This is a genomic window from Oceanibaculum indicum P24, assembly GCF_000299935.1.
GTDB lineage: Bacteria > Pseudomonadota > Alphaproteobacteria > Oceanibaculales > Oceanibaculaceae > Oceanibaculum > Oceanibaculum indicum.
Window position 1 is genome coordinate 1 of record NZ_AMRL01000021.1, and the last position, 16,606, is coordinate 16,606.

General features: G+C 63.4%; 14 protein-coding genes. 6 read left to right on the top strand and 8 right to left on the bottom strand.

Going from position 1 to position 16,606, the window contains the following annotated elements; all coding sequences use genetic code 11:
- The 5 genes from P24_RS14180 to P24_RS14200 all read right to left on the bottom strand — a co-directional run.
- Window positions 1-791: tyrosine-type recombinase/integrase (locus P24_RS14180; protein ID WP_008945425.1), on the bottom strand; the 791-nt coding region annotated here is incomplete at its 3' end.
- A 512-nt stretch (window positions 792-1,303) separates the two neighbouring features.
- The gene (locus P24_RS14185) at window positions 1,304-1,942 is read right to left on the bottom strand and encodes a class I SAM-dependent methyltransferase (protein ID WP_040707863.1); all 639 of its coding nucleotides are present in this window, start codon (window positions 1,940-1,942) and stop codon (window positions 1,304-1,306) included.
- 259 nt (window positions 1,943-2,201) lie between these two features.
- Entirely contained in the window at window positions 2,202-4,397 is a 2,196-nt protein-coding gene (locus tag P24_RS14190; protein ID WP_008945427.1) for a xanthine dehydrogenase family protein molybdopterin-binding subunit, read from the bottom strand.
- A complete protein-coding gene (locus tag P24_RS14195; RefSeq protein ID WP_008945428.1) occupies window positions 4,397-5,419 on the bottom strand; it encodes an FAD binding domain-containing protein in 1,023 nt (340 codons plus the stop codon). Before P24_RS14195 ends, P24_RS14190 begins: the two co-directional genes overlap by 1 nt.
- The gene (locus P24_RS14200) at window positions 5,419-5,922 is read right to left on the bottom strand and encodes a (2Fe-2S)-binding protein (protein WP_008945429.1); all 504 of its coding nucleotides are present in this window, start codon (window positions 5,920-5,922) and stop codon (window positions 5,419-5,421) included. The genes P24_RS14195 and P24_RS14200 overlap by 1 nt, the downstream gene beginning before the upstream one ends.
- A gap of 424 nt (window positions 5,923-6,346) precedes the next feature.
- Here P24_RS14200 and P24_RS14205 point away from each other — a divergent pair, with 424 nt between their 5' ends.
- Together P24_RS14205 and P24_RS14210 are read left to right on the top strand one after the other, a co-directional pair.
- Complete coding sequence (locus P24_RS14205) at window positions 6,347-7,072, top strand: response regulator (protein ID WP_008945430.1); 726 nt, start codon at window positions 6,347-6,349, stop codon at window positions 7,070-7,072.
- 26 nt (window positions 7,073-7,098) lie between these two features.
- Entirely contained in the window at window positions 7,099-8,433 is a 1,335-nt protein-coding gene (locus P24_RS14210; protein ID WP_008945431.1) for a sensor histidine kinase, read from the top strand.
- Window positions 8,434-8,571: 138 nt separating this feature from the next.
- Here P24_RS14210 and P24_RS14215 read toward each other — a convergent pair whose 3' ends face one another.
- On the bottom strand, window positions 8,572-10,020 hold the full coding sequence (locus P24_RS14215) for an MFS transporter (protein WP_008945432.1): 1,449 nt from the start codon (window positions 10,018-10,020) through the stop codon (window positions 8,572-8,574).
- 66 nt (window positions 10,021-10,086) lie between these two features.
- Between P24_RS14215 and soxR the strand changes: the two genes are divergently transcribed.
- Window positions 10,087-10,518, top strand: a complete 432-nt coding sequence (soxR, locus tag P24_RS14220) for a redox-sensitive transcriptional activator SoxR (RefSeq protein ID WP_008945433.1) — start codon at window positions 10,087-10,089, stop codon at window positions 10,516-10,518.
- A gap of 68 nt (window positions 10,519-10,586) precedes the next feature.
- Here soxR and ggt read toward each other — a convergent pair whose 3' ends face one another.
- Both ggt and P24_RS14230 read right to left on the bottom strand, forming a co-directional pair.
- Window positions 10,587-12,422, bottom strand: a complete 1,836-nt coding sequence (gene ggt / locus P24_RS14225; protein WP_272943355.1) for a gamma-glutamyltransferase — start codon at window positions 12,420-12,422, stop codon at window positions 10,587-10,589.
- Between the two features lie 137 nt (window positions 12,423-12,559).
- On the bottom strand, window positions 12,560-13,447 hold the full coding sequence (locus P24_RS14230) for a LysR family transcriptional regulator (protein WP_237740202.1): 888 nt from the start codon (window positions 13,445-13,447) through the stop codon (window positions 12,560-12,562).
- Between the two features lie 155 nt (window positions 13,448-13,602).
- Here P24_RS14230 and P24_RS14235 point away from each other — a divergent pair, with 155 nt between their 5' ends.
- The 3 genes from P24_RS14235 to P24_RS14245 all read left to right on the top strand — a co-directional run bounded on the left by P24_RS14235 (window position 13,603) and on the right by P24_RS14245 (window position 16,585).
- Window positions 13,603-14,253 (top strand): hydrolase, encoded by a 651-nt coding sequence (locus tag P24_RS14235; protein ID WP_008945436.1) that lies wholly within the window; start codon window positions 13,603-13,605, stop codon window positions 14,251-14,253.
- A 152-nt stretch (window positions 14,254-14,405) separates the two neighbouring features.
- Window positions 14,406-16,181 (top strand): monovalent cation:proton antiporter-2 (CPA2) family protein, encoded by a 1,776-nt coding sequence (locus tag P24_RS14240; RefSeq protein WP_008945437.1) that lies wholly within the window; start codon window positions 14,406-14,408, stop codon window positions 16,179-16,181.
- Window positions 16,182-16,318: 137 nt separating this feature from the next.
- The gene (locus P24_RS14245; RefSeq protein ID WP_008945438.1) at window positions 16,319-16,585 is read left to right on the top strand and encodes a metal/formaldehyde-sensitive transcriptional repressor; all 267 of its coding nucleotides are present in this window, start codon (window positions 16,319-16,321) and stop codon (window positions 16,583-16,585) included.
- The last annotated feature ends 21 nt before the right edge of the window (window positions 16,586-16,606 follow it).

Sequence of the window (16,606 nt, forward strand, 5' to 3'; positions counted from 1 at the left end):
GGGGCCAGAACACCGCTTACCATATAGCCGCCGACGATATAGGACCATTTGAGCGTCTGGATTTCCCCCAGGCGGCGGCCGGTCGTCAGCAGCAGCCAGAAGGCCGCAGAGACATGCGGCGATTCCGAACCGTCCGCCTCGCATTCGGCCAGCACCGCTTTCAGCCGCGCCAGCTCTTCCGAGGTCAGATAGCGTTCCTTCCGCCGCTCCGGGTACTTCTTCACATGCCGGCAGGGGTTGGAGCCGTCCGGCCGCAAGCCCCATTCCTCGGCTAGGTTGAACATCTTGGACAGCACGCCCAGGGTGCGGTTCGCCTGATAGGGGATATCCGACCGCGATGCATGCAGCTTGGAGATATCGGCCCGCGTCACGTCGCCAATCTTGAAGCTGCCCAGCGCCGGTTTGATGAAGATATCCAGCGCCCGGCGATACTCATTCTGCGTTCTCGGTTTGCACCGCTTCACCACATGCTCGGTATAGAACCGCTCCCCCAGATTGGCGATGGTCGGCTCCGCATGATGTTTGGCGATCTCTTCCGCCGGGTTCTCGCCCCGCGCCACGCGCCCCAGCAGATCGCGGCCATGCTGCCGCGCCTGTTCCACCGTCACCGTGCCATGCATGCCGAGGGCAACGCGCCGGGTCCGCCCGCCGGCCCGGTACTGCACCAGATAGGATTTCTTGCCCGAGGGCAGCACGCGCACGCCGAACCCCGGCATGGCGTCGTCGAAGGCGAAATAATCCGTCTCCCGGATCGGCAGCGCCTCGACGCTGCGCTTGGTCAGTTTCGGCATTCGGAACCCCTTTGGACTGCTTCCATGGAAGCGCCATGGAAGCACGCGGAAGCGAAATCTCACGCAAACCATGAGAGGTCAGAGTCGAACCTGTCCAGAAAAAACAAACCAGAACAATGCATTATGTATATGCAGCGCAAACCGGCGCATATCAGAGAAATCGCCTTTGGCTTCCTCATAACCTGAAGGTGGCAGGTTCAAATCCTGCCCCCGCACCCAACAAAATAGCCTCCCATCAGGGAGGCTATTTTGTTGGTTGGTGGGGACGGTGAATTAACCAGCCGGTTCGGCCAAAGGCAACGCGCGTAAGCATCGCGAACAAACGGCAAATCCTGCCCCCAAAACCAAAATATTATAGAAATATCAATGTATTAAGATCGCTTTGGTAGGCTTCTGCATGTGACACAGCCGCTGTCACATAGATCGCGTGTAAACCCAAGCGTTCCTAGTCGAGACGATGGCTTGTAAACCTGGAAATTCTTCTTTCTCGCCGCATCGCTTCTGCACGTCCGTCATGATGGCTTCGGGGCTTGCGGTGGAAGATCAGACGCATCTCGTCGCCACTCGAACGAGCGGCGGCGCGTGATGCGATAGACGGCCGCAGGGGGGAGGTTGCGTACCGTTCTGCCGATGCGCACCGCCTTTAGCCCCAGCCGGTCGAGAATGGTCCGCGACACCGGGCATCGTGGCCCGTAAGTGAACTGATAGAACGCCCCGTTATTCTGGAGATACATGAAGGCACCAGAAAGGATCGCGATGACCTTGCGCGGAGGCATCGACAGCAGGGGCAAGCCGCTAACCACCGCCCCCACCATTGCTGGCTCGAACAGCTTGTACTTGGCCAGTTGAGACGCATCCATCCACAGAACGCGCGCCTTCGGAAACCGGAAATCGAGCAGCCGGGCGAAATCTGATCCGTACTCGATTATGGTCAGGTTCCTTTCATCGACACCGCGGGCGAGAAGGGCGCGCGTAAAGACGCCGGTCCCCGCTCCCAGCTCCAGAACGGGGCCGCTTTCCTCAGAAATTTCCGATGTGATGAGTTGCGCCAGCGACACGCCGGACGGAGCGATCGCACCAACCCGCAAGGGGTTGCCCACCCATGATCTGAGAAAACGCTGGAGATCGGATCTGTCGTCGATTTCAACCATGATGCAAACCTCTGATGAATGCTGAAGCGGCGGATGAGTTGCCTCGACCGCAGATCGAAGCTCGATCAAGACCGCCTGCCTCTCGAAGCGCATCTTAGAAAGTCAATGTCGCGCCTGTGTGTCGTCAGACTGATCGCAATGTGTCGGGATGTTGCAAAACCCCCTGCTGCGACAGTGAATTACGAAGATTTTTTGCCGGGCATATACGGATCTCGCAGGCCATCCGGTCAATCCTGCCGGCATTCTTCCGTCAGGATTATTACAGCAGGTCCTCGATCCGGAACGGCATCGAGCGCAGGCGCTTTCCGGTGGCATGGAAGATGGCGTTGGCGATTGCCGCCGATGCCCCGGCCATCACGACCTCCCCGAGGCTCTTGAGCCCCGCGGAATTGGCCATCGGGTCCGGCTTGTCAACAAAGCCGACCTCGATCTCACCGATATCCGCGTTGACGGCGATCAGATATTCGGCGAGATCGCAGTTGAGATAGCCTCCGTAGCGGGGGTCGATCTCGGTCGCCTCCCGCAGGGCTGCGCTGAAGGCCCACACGACCCCGCCATGAACCTGACTTCGCGCCGTGCGCGGGCTGATGACACGACCGCAATCGACGACGCTGACGCAACGCGGCATGCGGATGCGGCGGGTGGTCGGCTCGACGCGGACCTCGACGAAATGCGCGATCCAGCTCATCGAGGTGAATTCCGGATATTCGGGTCCAGCCGCCCCATCGCCGCTCACGCGCAGATACTCAATGGCTTCCGCGCCCTGTCCTGGCGCGACCTCGGAGACTTCGATCTGCAGGCAGGGCCGCCGGATCATCGCCAGTTGGCGGTGGATATTGCCCGGCACGGACCTGCCACCCATGAGTTCTTGCAGGGCTGCCTGCATGCGCCTTACCGCCTTCAGGGTCGCCGGCACGCATCCGGCCGTGCCACAGGAGGCACCGGTCTGATGCTGCGGTGCCGCGCTCGTGTCGCCGATGACGATTTCCAGCCCGTTGGGATCAACGTCGAGGCCTTGAAGCAGGGTGTTGGCAATCGTCGTCTTGATGCCCTGCCCCATTTCGTGGCCGGAGACGGTGATGCGCGTCCTGCCATTTGCGCCTATGCGCAGGGTGGCAATGGCAGGCGACATCGGGGACGGATAGTTGCCGAGCGCCATGCCCCAGCCGACCTGCGCACCGTTCGGCGCCGTCATCGAACCGGGTGCGTGCGATCGCCGTGACCAGCCGAAGCGGCGCGCGCCCTCGGTAATGCATTCGGTGACGAACCGGGAGGAATAGGGCTTTCCGGATAGCGGGTCGGTTTGTCCGTCATTTTTCAGTCGCAAGGCGACGGGGTCCATCCCAAGCTTGTAGGCAAGCTCATCGACCGCGCTTTCGAAGGCGAAACATGCCTGGTGCGGGAACGGGCATCGCATGTAACCGGCATCCTGCCGGTCCAGACGAACCTGGATGCCGCCACCATGGTAGTTCGCAATGTCATACAGCCTTGGCGTCCCCTCATGGTACTCGGCAGGCGACAATCCGCCTTCGCGAGAATTCTCATGCTCGGCAACGTACTTAGCCGCGATCATCTGGCCGTTGGAATCGGCGCCAAGGCGAATGTGATGCATGCTTCTCGGCCGATAGGATGCGATGTGAAAGATATGGCCGCGCGGGATGACGATCCTGACCGGCCGGCCGGTCAGGAGGGCAGCATGCGCTGCGATCACCGAGTAGCCGTAGGCATGGGCCTTCTGACCGAATCCGCCGCCAACCGAGGTGCTCTTCACGTCGATCCTGGCCGGGTCGATCCATAACGAGGCGGCGACGGCGTTCTTGACGCCCATCGTATGCTGCGTCGTGTCGTAGATGGTCAGCCTGCCATCCTCGAACACTGCCATCGCCCCCAGCAGTTCGAGCGGGTTGTGATGCTGCGTGGGCGAGACATAGGTCTCTTCCACGATCACCGACGCGCGGCCGAAGGCCTCTTCCGCATTGCCCGCGACGACCGCTTCGTCGATGGGCTCCCGCTGGGCGCCTGGGCTTTCCATCACGACAGAAAACGGCTCTTCCTCATATTCTCCCGTGACCTTCTCTGCCCCCTCAACTGCCGCATCAGGCGTCTCAGCAATGACCACCGCAATCGGCTGTCCGCGATAGGCGATCATATTGACGACGGTGGACGGGACGGCGTAACCCTCGCCGCCCTCTTCCTCCTCATCCTCGGCTGTGGGGGCCTCGAAGTCCGGATTGGGCTCCGGAAAATCCTCCGGGGTGAGCACGCGCAGCACGCCGGGTACGGCCAACGCCGCGGCGGTATCGACACGCACCACCTTTCCCTTGGCAATGAGGGAAGGGACAAGCACGGCATGGAGCATGCCGGGGCGTTGAAAATCCGCCGCGTACTTGGTCGTACCGCGGACCTTGTCAAAGGCATCGACGCGCGCGCGGTCGGGCAGTTGTTCGATGGACATCAAACCGTCCTCATTCTTTCGGAAGCAATCATCAAGGCATCCGCGAGGGTGCGAATGCCGAGTTCGACCTTGAAGCCATTGTGGCGGCCGGGCTGTGCATCGACGAAAGCATGCCACGCCGCGCCCAGGGCTGTTTCGTACCGGAGGGTCTTTCCAATCAGGAACTGCTCGGTCTTAGGGACTCGCCAGGGCCGGGTCGCGACCCCGCCGAGCGCAACATGAGCCCGTTCGACCCGGCGGCGGCTGTCGAACTGAAGCGCCACCGCCGCCGATGCGAGCGCGAAGGCGAAGGATTCACGATCCCGCGCCTTGTGATAGGTTGATCGGCGCCCGGCGTCCGTCTTCGGGATCACGATCTCGGTGATCAGTTCGCCGCGCTGGAGACCGAACTCAAGGTGCGGGGTGTCTCCCGGCAGACGATAGAGATCCGAGATGGGAAGGCTGCGCTGGCCGTTCGGCCCAAGGATATTGATGCGCGCATCGAGCGCGGTGAGCGCGACCGGCCAGTCGCCCGGAGAGACAGCCGTACAGGCGCTGCTGACGCCGAGAATGGCTTGGGTACGATCAAGACCGCCGATGGCGGCGCAACCGCTGCCAGGATCGCGCTTGTTGCAGGGGTAGACCGCTCCCGCCGCGGCAATCGCCCCCGCTCCATGACGGAAATACGAGCACCGCGTCCGCTGTAGCAGGTTCGCCCCAACGGTCGCCATGTTGCGCAATTGCTGTGAGGCACCCTTGAGCAACGACTCGGAAAGGACGGGGTAGTCACTTGCAATGGTCGGGTTCGCCGCGACCTCGCTCATTTTCGCATTGGCACCGATGCGCAGTTCGTCACCCATCGTCGCAATCGCATCATGGCCGATCCGCGTCAGGTCGATCAGCTTGCTCGGACGTTCCACCCGGAGCTTCATCAGATCGAACAGGGTCGTTCCGCCGGCGACATAGCATGCGCCTGCTTCGGACATGAACTCGCTTACTGCCTGCTCGGCGCTGGTCGGGATGCTGTATGAGACCGGTTCCATCACCCCCTCCGCATTCTGGCGGCCGCATCGCCAATCGCTGCGACGATGCCTGGGTAGGCCCCGCACCGGCAGAGATTGCCGCTCATGAATTCGCGTATCTCTTCAGGCGAGCTCGCGTGCCCCTCGTTCACGCAGGCGATGGCGGCCATGATCTGGCCGGGCGTGCAATAGCCGCATTGCAGCGCATCATGGTCGATGAAGGCCTGCTGCATCGGGTGCAGGGCATCGCCATCGCCGATCCCCTCGATGGTGGTGATCTCGCGACCATCGGCCTGGGCAGCGAAAGTCAGGCAGGACAGGATTCTCTGACCGTCGACATGCACGGTACAGGCACCGCATTGGCCCTGGCCGCAGCCTTTTTTCGCTCCCGACAAGCCCAGCGTATCCCGCAAGACATCCAGAAGCGATGCGCGCGCGTCGACCGTCAGATGGACGGAGCGTCCATTGACCTTTGTCCTGACGACAACCCTGTTCGGTTCCGGGACGGCCAATCCGGGGGGCATGCCATCGCCTTGCGCGATGGCCTGATCCCCGGCAAGGACTCCAAGCGCCGTCGCGGCAGCCGCGCCCTTCAGGGTTGTCCGGCGACTGACTGTTAGGGCCGGCGCGACACGGCATGTGGGCACTCCGGCAGTGCGATCGCCACTCCGTTCACCGTCAGCCGGGGAAGAGCCGGAAACGCCCGCCTTGGGACAGGGTTGAAAATGATCGCTCGGTCTGACAGCCACGGGCCTGTTCTCCAAATCCGTCCATGGCGCGACACAATCGAGTGCGCCTCATCAGACTTGAATGTAGTTGGCGAACGTCGCAGTCATGCGTCGGGCCGGCAGCTGAAATGTAATTGCGTGTCGCAAAGCACCGGTACGATACGGAGGGTTACAAAAAGTTGGCTAAATCCCCAGAGCGGCTTCGGGTAATCTCTGCGTTATGACAAGGACACCGAACATCCTGATCGTCGACGACCATCGGGAGATCCGGGATGCGCTGAAGCGTTATCTTGAGCGAAACGGCTTCAGGGCCAGCGCCGTTGACAGCACGAAGGGGATGGACAAGGCGATGGCCGAAAGCCGCTTCGATCTCGTCGTGCTCGACATCATGATGCCGGGTGAAGATGGACTTTCCGCCTGCCGCCGTCTTCGTATCGAAAGTGATGTCGCCGTCCTGATGCTGACTGCGCTTGGCGAGGATACCGACAGGATCGTCGGCCTCGAACTCGGGGCCGACGATTACCTCGCCAAACCGTTCAACCCGAGAGAGGTGGTCGCACGCATCAAAGCCATCCTGCGCCGGACGGAACGCCCGCCGGTAGCACTCGGCGGACAATATGGCGGCAAGCGCCTGTCCTTCGACCGGTGGACACTGGATGTCGACCGCCGCGTGCTGATTGGTTCGGACAAGGCACAGGTCGAGCTGACAACGAGCGATTATCAGCTGCTCATTGCCTTCCTCGAACGTCCGCGAATGGTGCTGTCACGCGACCGGCTGCTGGACCTGACCAGCGGCCGCACGGCAAGCTTGTTCGACCGGGCCATCGATAATCAGGTGAGCCGCCTGCGGCGAAAAATCGAGCGGAACGCGGCAAGTCCCGAACTCATCGCGACGGTCAGAGGCGGCGGGTACTGCTTCATGGCCGACGTTACGGAGAGTGCATGAAGGTCCACCCTGGATGGCCACGATCCATGCGTGGCCAGCTCGTCGCGCTTCTGCTCCTGGCATTGGCCGTGGTGCAGTGCTTCAGCGTATGGATGTTCATTGAAGAACGAAGCAACGCGGTTCTTGCGGCCTTGGCGAAGGATGGAACCAGCCGTGTCCTGGCGGCAGCCGACAGGCTGGAAGCCGCGCCGGAGGAAAGCCATACGGCTATCATCCAGGCTGCAGAGTCGTTCGATTTCCAGCTCAGCATCGACAACAGAGCACTTTCGGACGCACCCGGCGCCGAGTCGCTTACCTTCCTGGCCGAGCATATCCGGAGCGTCCTGGCAACAGCACCACAGCGCCCGTTCCGGCTGGCCTTGGTTGATGAAGACCAGACAATTGCGCCAACGCAGGCCGGCTCCAACCGTGATGAGGACGGCGATCCCAACCAACTTGCCGTTTCGGCCCTCCTGCGGGACGGACGATGGCTGAATGCACGAATCGATACCGGAGGGCCGCCATTGCAGTGGGCATGGCAGGCGCTTGCATCGATGGCTCTGACCGGTGCCGCTGTGATCGCGGTCGTATGGTTTCTGATCGGGCAGATTTCACGTCCGCTGCAACGGCTCGCCGACAACGCGGAGCGCCTTGGGCGAGACAACGCAATTCAACCTGTGCGGGGGGCAGGCCCCAACGAGGTGCGTCGTCTCGCGGTGACGTTCGACGATATGGCCGATCGGCTGACCCGGCTGCTTGCGGAACGCGCCACGATGCTTGCGGCACTCGGACATGATCTCCGTTCCCCGATAACCGCCATGCGCCTGAGGCTCGAACTGGTCGATGACACGGAAACGCGAGAGCGCATGGCCAACTGCCTGGATGAGATGCAGAGCCTTGTCGAGTCGGCGCTCGCCATCGCGCGGGGCGTGGACACTGCGGAACCCGTATCGCAAGTGAATCTCGGCCAGATGCTCGCGCTACTCGCCGATGAATTGCGAGAGGCCGGTGGCAAGGCGAGCCTCTCCGTAACCGGAAATTTCGTCGTGCAAGCGCGGCAGGCCAGCCTGAAGCGAGCCCTGCGAAACATCGCGGACAATGCGATACGCTATGGCGGAGAGGCTCGCATAACGCTGGAAGGTGCAGAGGACGCGGCGCGAATCAGTGTCGAGGATGATGGACCGGGCATTCCGGCGCATGAGCGCGCGCGTATCTTCGAACCGTTCGTGCGTCTCGAGACATCGCGCAGCCGCGACACCGGCGGGTCGGGCCTTGGCCTTGCCATAGCGAAAATGGTGATCGAGTCGAACGGCGGCTCCCTGACGGCTGAGGATGCACGCAACGGCGGTGCCCGCTTTGTCGTCAGCCTTCCGGCGTCCTGACGAGCTGACGCGCCGCAAGACCGTTGGTGGCCTCGCCGATTCAGACTGCCGCCCTTAGATTCTCAATAGGGGCCGTCTTCGGACGGCCGTTATCCGTTGAAGCCAAACCGGTAACGGACCGTCCGCTCCAGGCCTGTTTTACTGCCGCCATTGCCGCATTTCCCCCTTCCGGTCGCGCACCAGTGCGCCCAAGGCGATCAGCCCGATAACCGCGAAGGGCACGCATGATACGAAGGTCCATCGGGCAACCTTCGCGGCGTCTGCGGTTGTCTCCATCGACAGCAGGCCCGACGCATTCGCCACGATCCCGACATAGGCCGCGCCGAAAGCGTAGCCGAGCCTCTGTATCGTGGGGATCGCTCCGGAAACGCGCTGGACCTCGTCGGCATCGGCGAGCGCGATCGTCCGCCTGAGAATGAATGTCCACGCCATCCCGAAACCGCCGCCCTCCATGGCGGCGAACACGACAATCAGCCAGACAGGGCCGCCGGGAACCGCATAGAGAAAGCCGAGGAGGCTGAGGGCCACGATTGCCATGCCGAGGGCGATCATCAGCCGGTCGAACCGCTCGGGCAATCCGCTGACCAGAACGGCCATGACGGCCCAACCGATGGAGGAGCAGGCAACGATGTAACCGGCGGTCAGCGCGGAGACGCCATGGATCACCGTGACCAGCAGCGGCCCGAACGCCGTGATGGGAATGGTCGCCATCGACATGGTCAGAATCATCAGCAGCGAGGCCCCGACCGGGCGCCACAAATCGAATGGGCGACGCGGAAAAAGCCGGGTGTCGCCGGCGCGACGGTCCAGCCACAGGAACCCGATCAGGCAGACCAGACCGGCGGTAACGGAAGGCACCGTCCGCAGGATCGAGACCTCGACGCCGCCAAAGGCGACCAGAACGACGGCGAGACACAGCAAGGACAGGCGCCTGGCAGGGAATTCGGTAGCGTCGGTCGCAGGTCGTGTCGCGTCCGCATCGTGCCGCAAGACGATCCAGAGGGCGAGGGCGAAGGCCTGGCCGGCAAAGAAGGCGAAGCCCCAGCGCCAGGTCGCATATTCCACGAAGAAGCCGCCGACCAGCGGTCCGGCAAAGGCCGAGACACCCCAAAGGATCGAGACGGCCGCCATGGCGCGCGCGATATAGCGGCGCGGGAAGACCTGGCCGACCGCAACGAAGCCCATCGCCATCAGACCGCCGCCGCCGAGCCCCTGCAAGGCGCGACCCGTCAGAAGAAGCGGCATGGTCGGGCTGACGGCGCTGAGGATACAGCCAAATCCAAACAGGGCAGCAGCCATGCTCATCGGCGCGCGCAGGCCGAAGCGCAGAGTCAGCAATGCGCTGGCCGCCCCCGCGACGATTGACCCGATCTCGTACAGCGAGACGGACCAGCCCACCAAGGCGATCCCGCCGATCTCGGCCACGATGGCGGGGAGCATGGTAGCGACGATCAGGCTGTCGGCCGCGTGCAGCCAGACCGCCAGGCAAACCAGGGCCAGAGAGGCCGCGTAAGGGCTTCCGAGAAACTCCCGCCATGACACGAATGTCTCCGTGTCCTGCTCCGTATCGCTGACCATGTCCGCCATGCCCGTCTCCTCTTGACGGGTATGGTGCTACAACCTCAACATTGGTTGAGGTAAAGAGGATTCAGAATGCCGAAGAAGGAATTGTCCGTTGGCGAACTCTCGCGCCGCAGCGGGTTGCCGGTTTCCACGCTCCATTTCTATGAGCGCAGGGGGCTTATCGCCTCCGAACGGACGTCGGGCAATCATCGGGTCTATCGCCGGGAAATCCTGAGGCGCGTGACGGTCATCAAGGTCGCCCAGAGTGCCGGCATACCGCTCGCGCAGATTTCCGAAGCGCTCTCGCAATTGCCGCGCGACGCGTCGCCCGACACGCAGGATTGGGAGCGCATCGCCGAAAACTGGCATGATGATCTCACGCGGCGGATCGCGCTTCTGACGGCGCTGCGCGACAAGATGGCGATCTGCATCGGCTGCGGATGCCTGAGCGTGCAGCGCTGCCCGCTGGTCAACGCGGACGATCAGCTGGCGAAAGAAGGTCCAGGCGCCCGGCTGCTATAGGCCTCACCATCACCTGTTCTCCTGTCGGCGTTCATGCGTCCGGGATGTGGAGCCGTGCCCCTGGATGGTCAGAGACGAAAACGAACGCCAGGGCGGGCCAGCCCGCCGCTTTGTGCCATCACGGTGCCGTCCGCCCGCCAGCAGGCGGCCCCTGTCATCATCCCGTCCTTCTCGAAAGCGATGGCGTTCATGCCGCCGCCCGCGGTCTTGACGAGGCGTACCTCCCGGCCCCGCTTGGCCAGCGCGTCTTCCATATCCGCGTAGGCCGGTTCCAGTTCGATATGGTGGCCTTCCGTCCAGAGGCGCGGTGCCTCGACGGCCTGCTGCAGGCTCATCCGGTGATCGATCAGGTTGACAATGGCCTGCATCGCCGACGGGAAAATGCGGACCCCGCCCGGTAGGCCCAGTGCGAAGACAGGGCGGTCCTCTTTCAGGATGATCATCGGCGCCATCGCTGTCGGCACCCGTTTGCCAGGGGCGATGGACATCGCCTTACCGGGACGCGGGTCGTAGTTCAGCATGTAGTTATTGGGAATGATCCCGGTGCCGGGAACCATGATGCGCGCACCGAAGAGGCTGTTTATCGTATGTGTCGCGGCGACGACATTCCCGTCCCGGTCGGCTGCGGTGACATGCGTGGTGTCGCGGCTTTCGTGAAGCGAGGAGTGCGGCGCCGGCCCTTCCTTCATTCTCTGGAGGCAGGTGCGGGCATAGTCCTTCGAAATGTAGCGTTCGACAGGCACCTCGACGAAATCGGGGTCGCCGGACGCGGTGCGCCGATCCTCGAAGGCGATGCGGATCACCTCGGCCAGCAGGCCCAGAGACTCCACGCTGCCGAACCCCATGGCGGCGACGTCGAAATGCTCCAGCATGTTCAGCATCTGGACGATATGCACACCGGATGAGGCCGGCGGCGGCGGACCGACGATGGTGTGCCCGCGATAGGTGCCGAAGATCGCCTCGCGTTCGATGGCGCTGTAGGAAACAAGGTCTTCCAGCGTCAGGGCACCGGCATCCATACCGCCGGTCTGCAGCCGGTCGATCAGGGCGCGCCCCAGCGCACCGCCATACAGCGCCGATGCGCCTTCCGCCTGCACCTGGCGCAGGCTGTCGGCATAGTCTCCCATCACCATGCGGCTGCCCGGTTCCGCCGGGGTGCCGCCCGGCAGCATCAGCCGTGCAATCTCGGCATCCGCCGCAAGATCGGCCTCATGCTCTTTGATTGCGCCATTCAGATAGTGACTGACAGTGAAACCGCGCCTCGCGGCCTGTATGGCCGGTTCGATCACGTCGGCAAAGGGCAGTTTGCCGTACTTTTCCTGCATCAGGCACCAGCCGCGCAGATTTCCTGGAACGGCGACGGCCGATGGCCCGACGAAATTGCGCCGGTCAAGCGTGTCGCTGTACCGCTCGGGAAGGTCCGAAACAGGGGTGAACATCGTCGGATGCATCGCCGCCCCCGCGGTTGACAGCGCGTCGATCACCACATGGCGGCCGTCACTCAGCCTTATGTGCGAGATCCCGCCACCCGCGATCCCCACCATCATTGGCTCGACAACGGTGAGCGTCAGCAGCGCGGCAACGGCGGCATCGATGGCATTGCCGCCAGCCGCCAGCATCTCGCTGCCTGCCGCTGTGCCGAGCGGCGCGTTCGTCACAACAACGCCCAGATCACCGGAGGCCGAGCGCTTTTCGCAGGTGAAGGGCAATTTTTTGCGGATCAACGGAATCTCCCGGTTTTCACACGGATTGGGTCCATATCGCATCGGTCTGGCGGCGTACGGCGCATGTGGCCAATCCGCAGGGTCTCCCCGCAGGTTTGCCTCCTGTATCAGGACGCCTTCGGTCGCGGCCTGTAGGGAGCCGGAGCCCAGGAGCGAGCTTTGCAAGATAATAGCGTTCAAGGCCAAGACTTTAGATGCCGGGAGTATCGCTGTCCGCCAGATAAATAATCAATGCTGCGATGCGACGTCATCGGACGGGCGAAGGAGGATACGCGGAACCCTGTAAAGGAAATGGCGCGTTTGGGCAGTACGCTATGTTAGCGGTCGAGGCCCCAAATCTCCGGATTGCCGGCCATGTGCTCGATCAGCATCTCGGTCAGGACCCGTATTTTCCGCGCGGGATGCTGGCCGGGCGGACGGACGACATAGGCGCCGGCGGGCGGTGGGGGATAACGTGTCATGATCGGAACGAGGGCGCCGGCGGACACATAGTCATGGATGATGCAGTCGGGCAGCCAGGCAATGCCGAGGCCAGCCGCTGCGGCACCGGCAAGCGCCGTGGCGTTGTCGGCCTTGAACCGGCCCTGCGGCTGCACCGTGACAATCCTGTTGCCATCCTGGAACTGCCAGCTTTCCGTTCCCTGCATCAGCGCCTGGTGGCTTGCCAGCTCATCCGGCGTCTGTGGGGCGCCGTTTTTCTCGATATAGTCCGGACTGGCCACAAGCTTGCCATGGATCGGGCCGATGCGCTTTGCGATCAGGTTGGAGTCCTGGAGATAGCCAACCCGGATCGCGCAGTCGAAGCCCTCGGCGATCAGATCGACAAAACGGTCGCTGTAGGCGCTGTGGATATGCAGCCGGGGATGCCGGTGCGCCATCTCGGCAAGCACCGGGGCGAAATGTGTCGGGCCGAAGGAAAGCGGCATGGCGACCCTGAGATGGCCGCGCAGATCCCCGGTCGGCAGGATCGCCTCCCGGGCCGTGTCGATCTCCGCACTGGCCCGGGCCGCATGATCCCTGAAGGTAACCCCCGCTTCGGTCAGCGCGGCCCCGCGGGTCGTCCGTGCCAGAAGCTGCACGCCGAGTTCGGCCTCGATCCGGAACAACCGCCGGCTGACGATCGACTTGGAGAGGCCGAGCCGGCGTGCGGCGGCTGAGACACCCCCAGCATCGGCCACCGCGACGAAGGTCCGCAGATCGTCCATATCCATATTCGACGTTCCAGTTTTTGCGACACAGCGTGCCGCATTATGGCGCTAGGCCGCCAATTAAAGGAACAGCAGAGTGCGGTCGAGTAACGGCGGCGCTGCCGGCGCCTGTGGCAGACCGCCCCTCACACTGGCACGACAAGGATGCAGCAATGACCTTCCGCAATGGCCTCGATTCGCTTCTCCGCCCCGAAGATTCGGTCCTCGTTCTGATCGACCACCAGCCTTACCAGCTGACGAACCTGAACAGCCATGATCCGCATATGGTGGTGAACAATTCGACCGCGCTGGCGAAGGCCGCCAAGGCCTTCGGCGTGCCCACCATCCTGACCAGCGTGATCGCCGAGCGCGGCGGCCTGATCTTCCCGCAGATCACCGATGTCTTTCCGGGGCAGGAGGTGATCGACCGGACCTTCATCAACACCTGGGAAGACAAGAAGGTCGTCGATGCGGTCAAGGCGACGGGCCGCAAGCAGCTGATCATCGCCGGCCTGTGGACGGAGGTCTGCGTCGCGATGCCGGTGATCCAGGCTCTCGGCGAAGGCTGGGACGTGACGGTTGTCACCGATGCGTCGGGCGGCACCTCGGTCGAGGCTCATGAAGTCGCGATCCAGCGCATGATCGGGGCCGGCGCGAACATGATGACCTGGCTGGCGGTGGCGTCGGAGTGGCAGCGCGACTGGGCCCGCACGGAACATGCCGCCGAGCTGACGCAGATCCTGATACAGCATGCCGCCGGCAGCGGCGTCGCCTATCTGTGGGAACAGCAGCTGCTGAACACGCCGGTGCCGGCAAAAGGCTGAACCAGGCCGGGGATGGCGGGTGTTTCGGGAAATGGCCGGCCCTCGCCATCCCTTCCTGCCGGGGTATGCCGGGAAATCGCACGGTCGCCGAACCTGCCGGAATAGGCCATAGTCTTTACCGGTTGCCGGCACAACATTCAGAAGGCAGGCGGATGGCAGAAGCGAGCCTGGGGCAAATCATCGGACCGGCGGTTGTCCTGATGGGGGCGGCTGTTGTCGCCGTGCCGCTGTTCCGGCGGATCGGTCTTGGATCGGTGCTGGGCTATTTCGCCGCCGGCCTGCTGGTCGGTCCCTCGGTGCTGGGCCTGTTCACCGATGCGCAGTCGATCCTGCATTTCTCCGAACTTGGCGTGGTGATGTTCCTGTTCGTGATCGGACTGGAACTGCGCCCGCAAAAGCTCTGGACGATGCGCGGCCAGATCTTCGGGTTGGGTCTTGTCCAGGTTGCCCTCGCCACCGCCGCCCTGGCGCTGACAGGGGCGGCGATCTTCGGCTTTTCCGCTCAGGTGGCCTTTGTCGCCGGGGCGGGTTTCGTCCTGTCCTCGACCGCTGTCATCATGTCGGTGCTGCAGGACCGCGGCGAAATCGCCAGCCTGGAAGGCCAGAAATCGGTCTCGATCCTGCTGTTCGAGGATCTGATGATCGTGCCGCTGCTGGGCGTCGTCGCCTTCCTGTCGCCGCTGGCACAGGGCGAGGCGGGATGGATGGACGCCCTTCTGGCGGTCGGCGCGCTGCTGGCACTGCTGGGGGTGTCGCACTGGGGCCTGAACCCGTTCTTCGCCCTGCTGGCGCGGGCGCGGACGCGCGAGGTGCTGACCGCCGGCGCGCTGCTGGTGGTTCTGGGAGCCGCACTGCTGATGGATGCCGTTGGCCTGTCGATGGCGATGGGCGCCTTCCTGGCTGGCGTGATGCTGTCGAGTTCGAGCTACCGCCATCAGATCGAAAGCGATATCGAGCCGTTTCGCGGCCTGCTGATGGGGCTGTTCTTCCTTGCCGTCGGCATGTCGCTCGACCTGTCGGTCGTCGCGGTGGAATGGCAGCTCCTTCTGGCGATGCTGGCGGCCTTCACTGTCGCCAAGGGCATCATGGTCTATGGCGTCGCGCGCCTGTTCGGCAGTTCCAACCATCAAGCGCTGCGCCGGACATCGATGTTCCTGCAAGGCGGTGAATTTGCCTTCGTGCTCTATGCCGCCGCGACCTCGGGCGGCGTGATCGATGCGCGGGAAAATGCGCTGTTCGTCACTGTCGTTATCCTTTCCATGGCGATGACGCCGCTTTTCATGCTGATGGCCGACCGGTTGCTGCGCAACGAACCCTCCATGGAGGGTGTCGATGTCGCCCGCGACCTGAAGGGGCGCATCCTGATGATCGGCTTCGGCCGCTTCGGCCAGATCGCCTCCCAATTGCTGCTGTCCCGGGGCGTCAGCCTTTCCGTCATCGACCGCGACCCGGACCGGATTCGTGATGCCGGCCGATTTGGCTTCAAGGTCTTCTTCGGCGACGGCACCCGGCTCGACACGCTGCATCATTCCGGTGCCGGCACGGCCGATGCGATCATGGTCTGCATTGATGACCGGAAGGCCGCGTTACAGATCGTGGAGCTGGCGCAGCACGAGTTTCCGCAGGCGAAGCTGCTGGTGCGCAGCTACGATCGTGGCCATTCCATCGATCTCATCCGCGCCGGTGTGGCATATGAGATCCGGGAGACGGTCGAATCCGCCTATCTGATGGGCGCCGAGGGCCTCCGCGTCCTGGGCTGTGCCGAATCCGAGATCGAGGAGGCCGCGGAGGATATCCGCCAGCGCGATGTCGAACGCCTGTCCGAACAGGTACAGGGCGACATCATGTCGGGCCTGGACCGGCTGCACAGCAACCAGCCCACACCGGAGCCGCTGAACAAGGCGAAGCCAACGGAACAGGCGGACTAGAACCGCACGGAAACGGAAGCGATAGCGGTCAGCGGCTAGCCCGGATGGGTGAAGCCGTCAGTCGCCGGCTGTGGTTGCCTCAGCCGCCGGCCGGCCTATACTGTCGGGGGAGTATATACCCCAGGCCTGAGGCATTCATGCCGAACGATCCGGAAGAGAAGAAGCGTGTGCTCGCCCGCGTCCGCCGTATCCGCGGCCAGTGCGAGGCGTTGGAGCGCGCGCTCGATTCCGGCGCTGCGTGCGGGCCGGTGCTGCAGCAGATCGCCGCCGTGCGCGGCGCCATCAACGGGCTGATGGCCGAGGTGCTGGAAGCCTATATCCGCGAGGAGTTTCCAGCTCCCGGTGAGGGGGTGGATGTGCGGCAGCACGAGCTTCTCGGCCTCGTCCGCAGTTACCTGAAATGAGAATCGGCGGCACAGACGCCA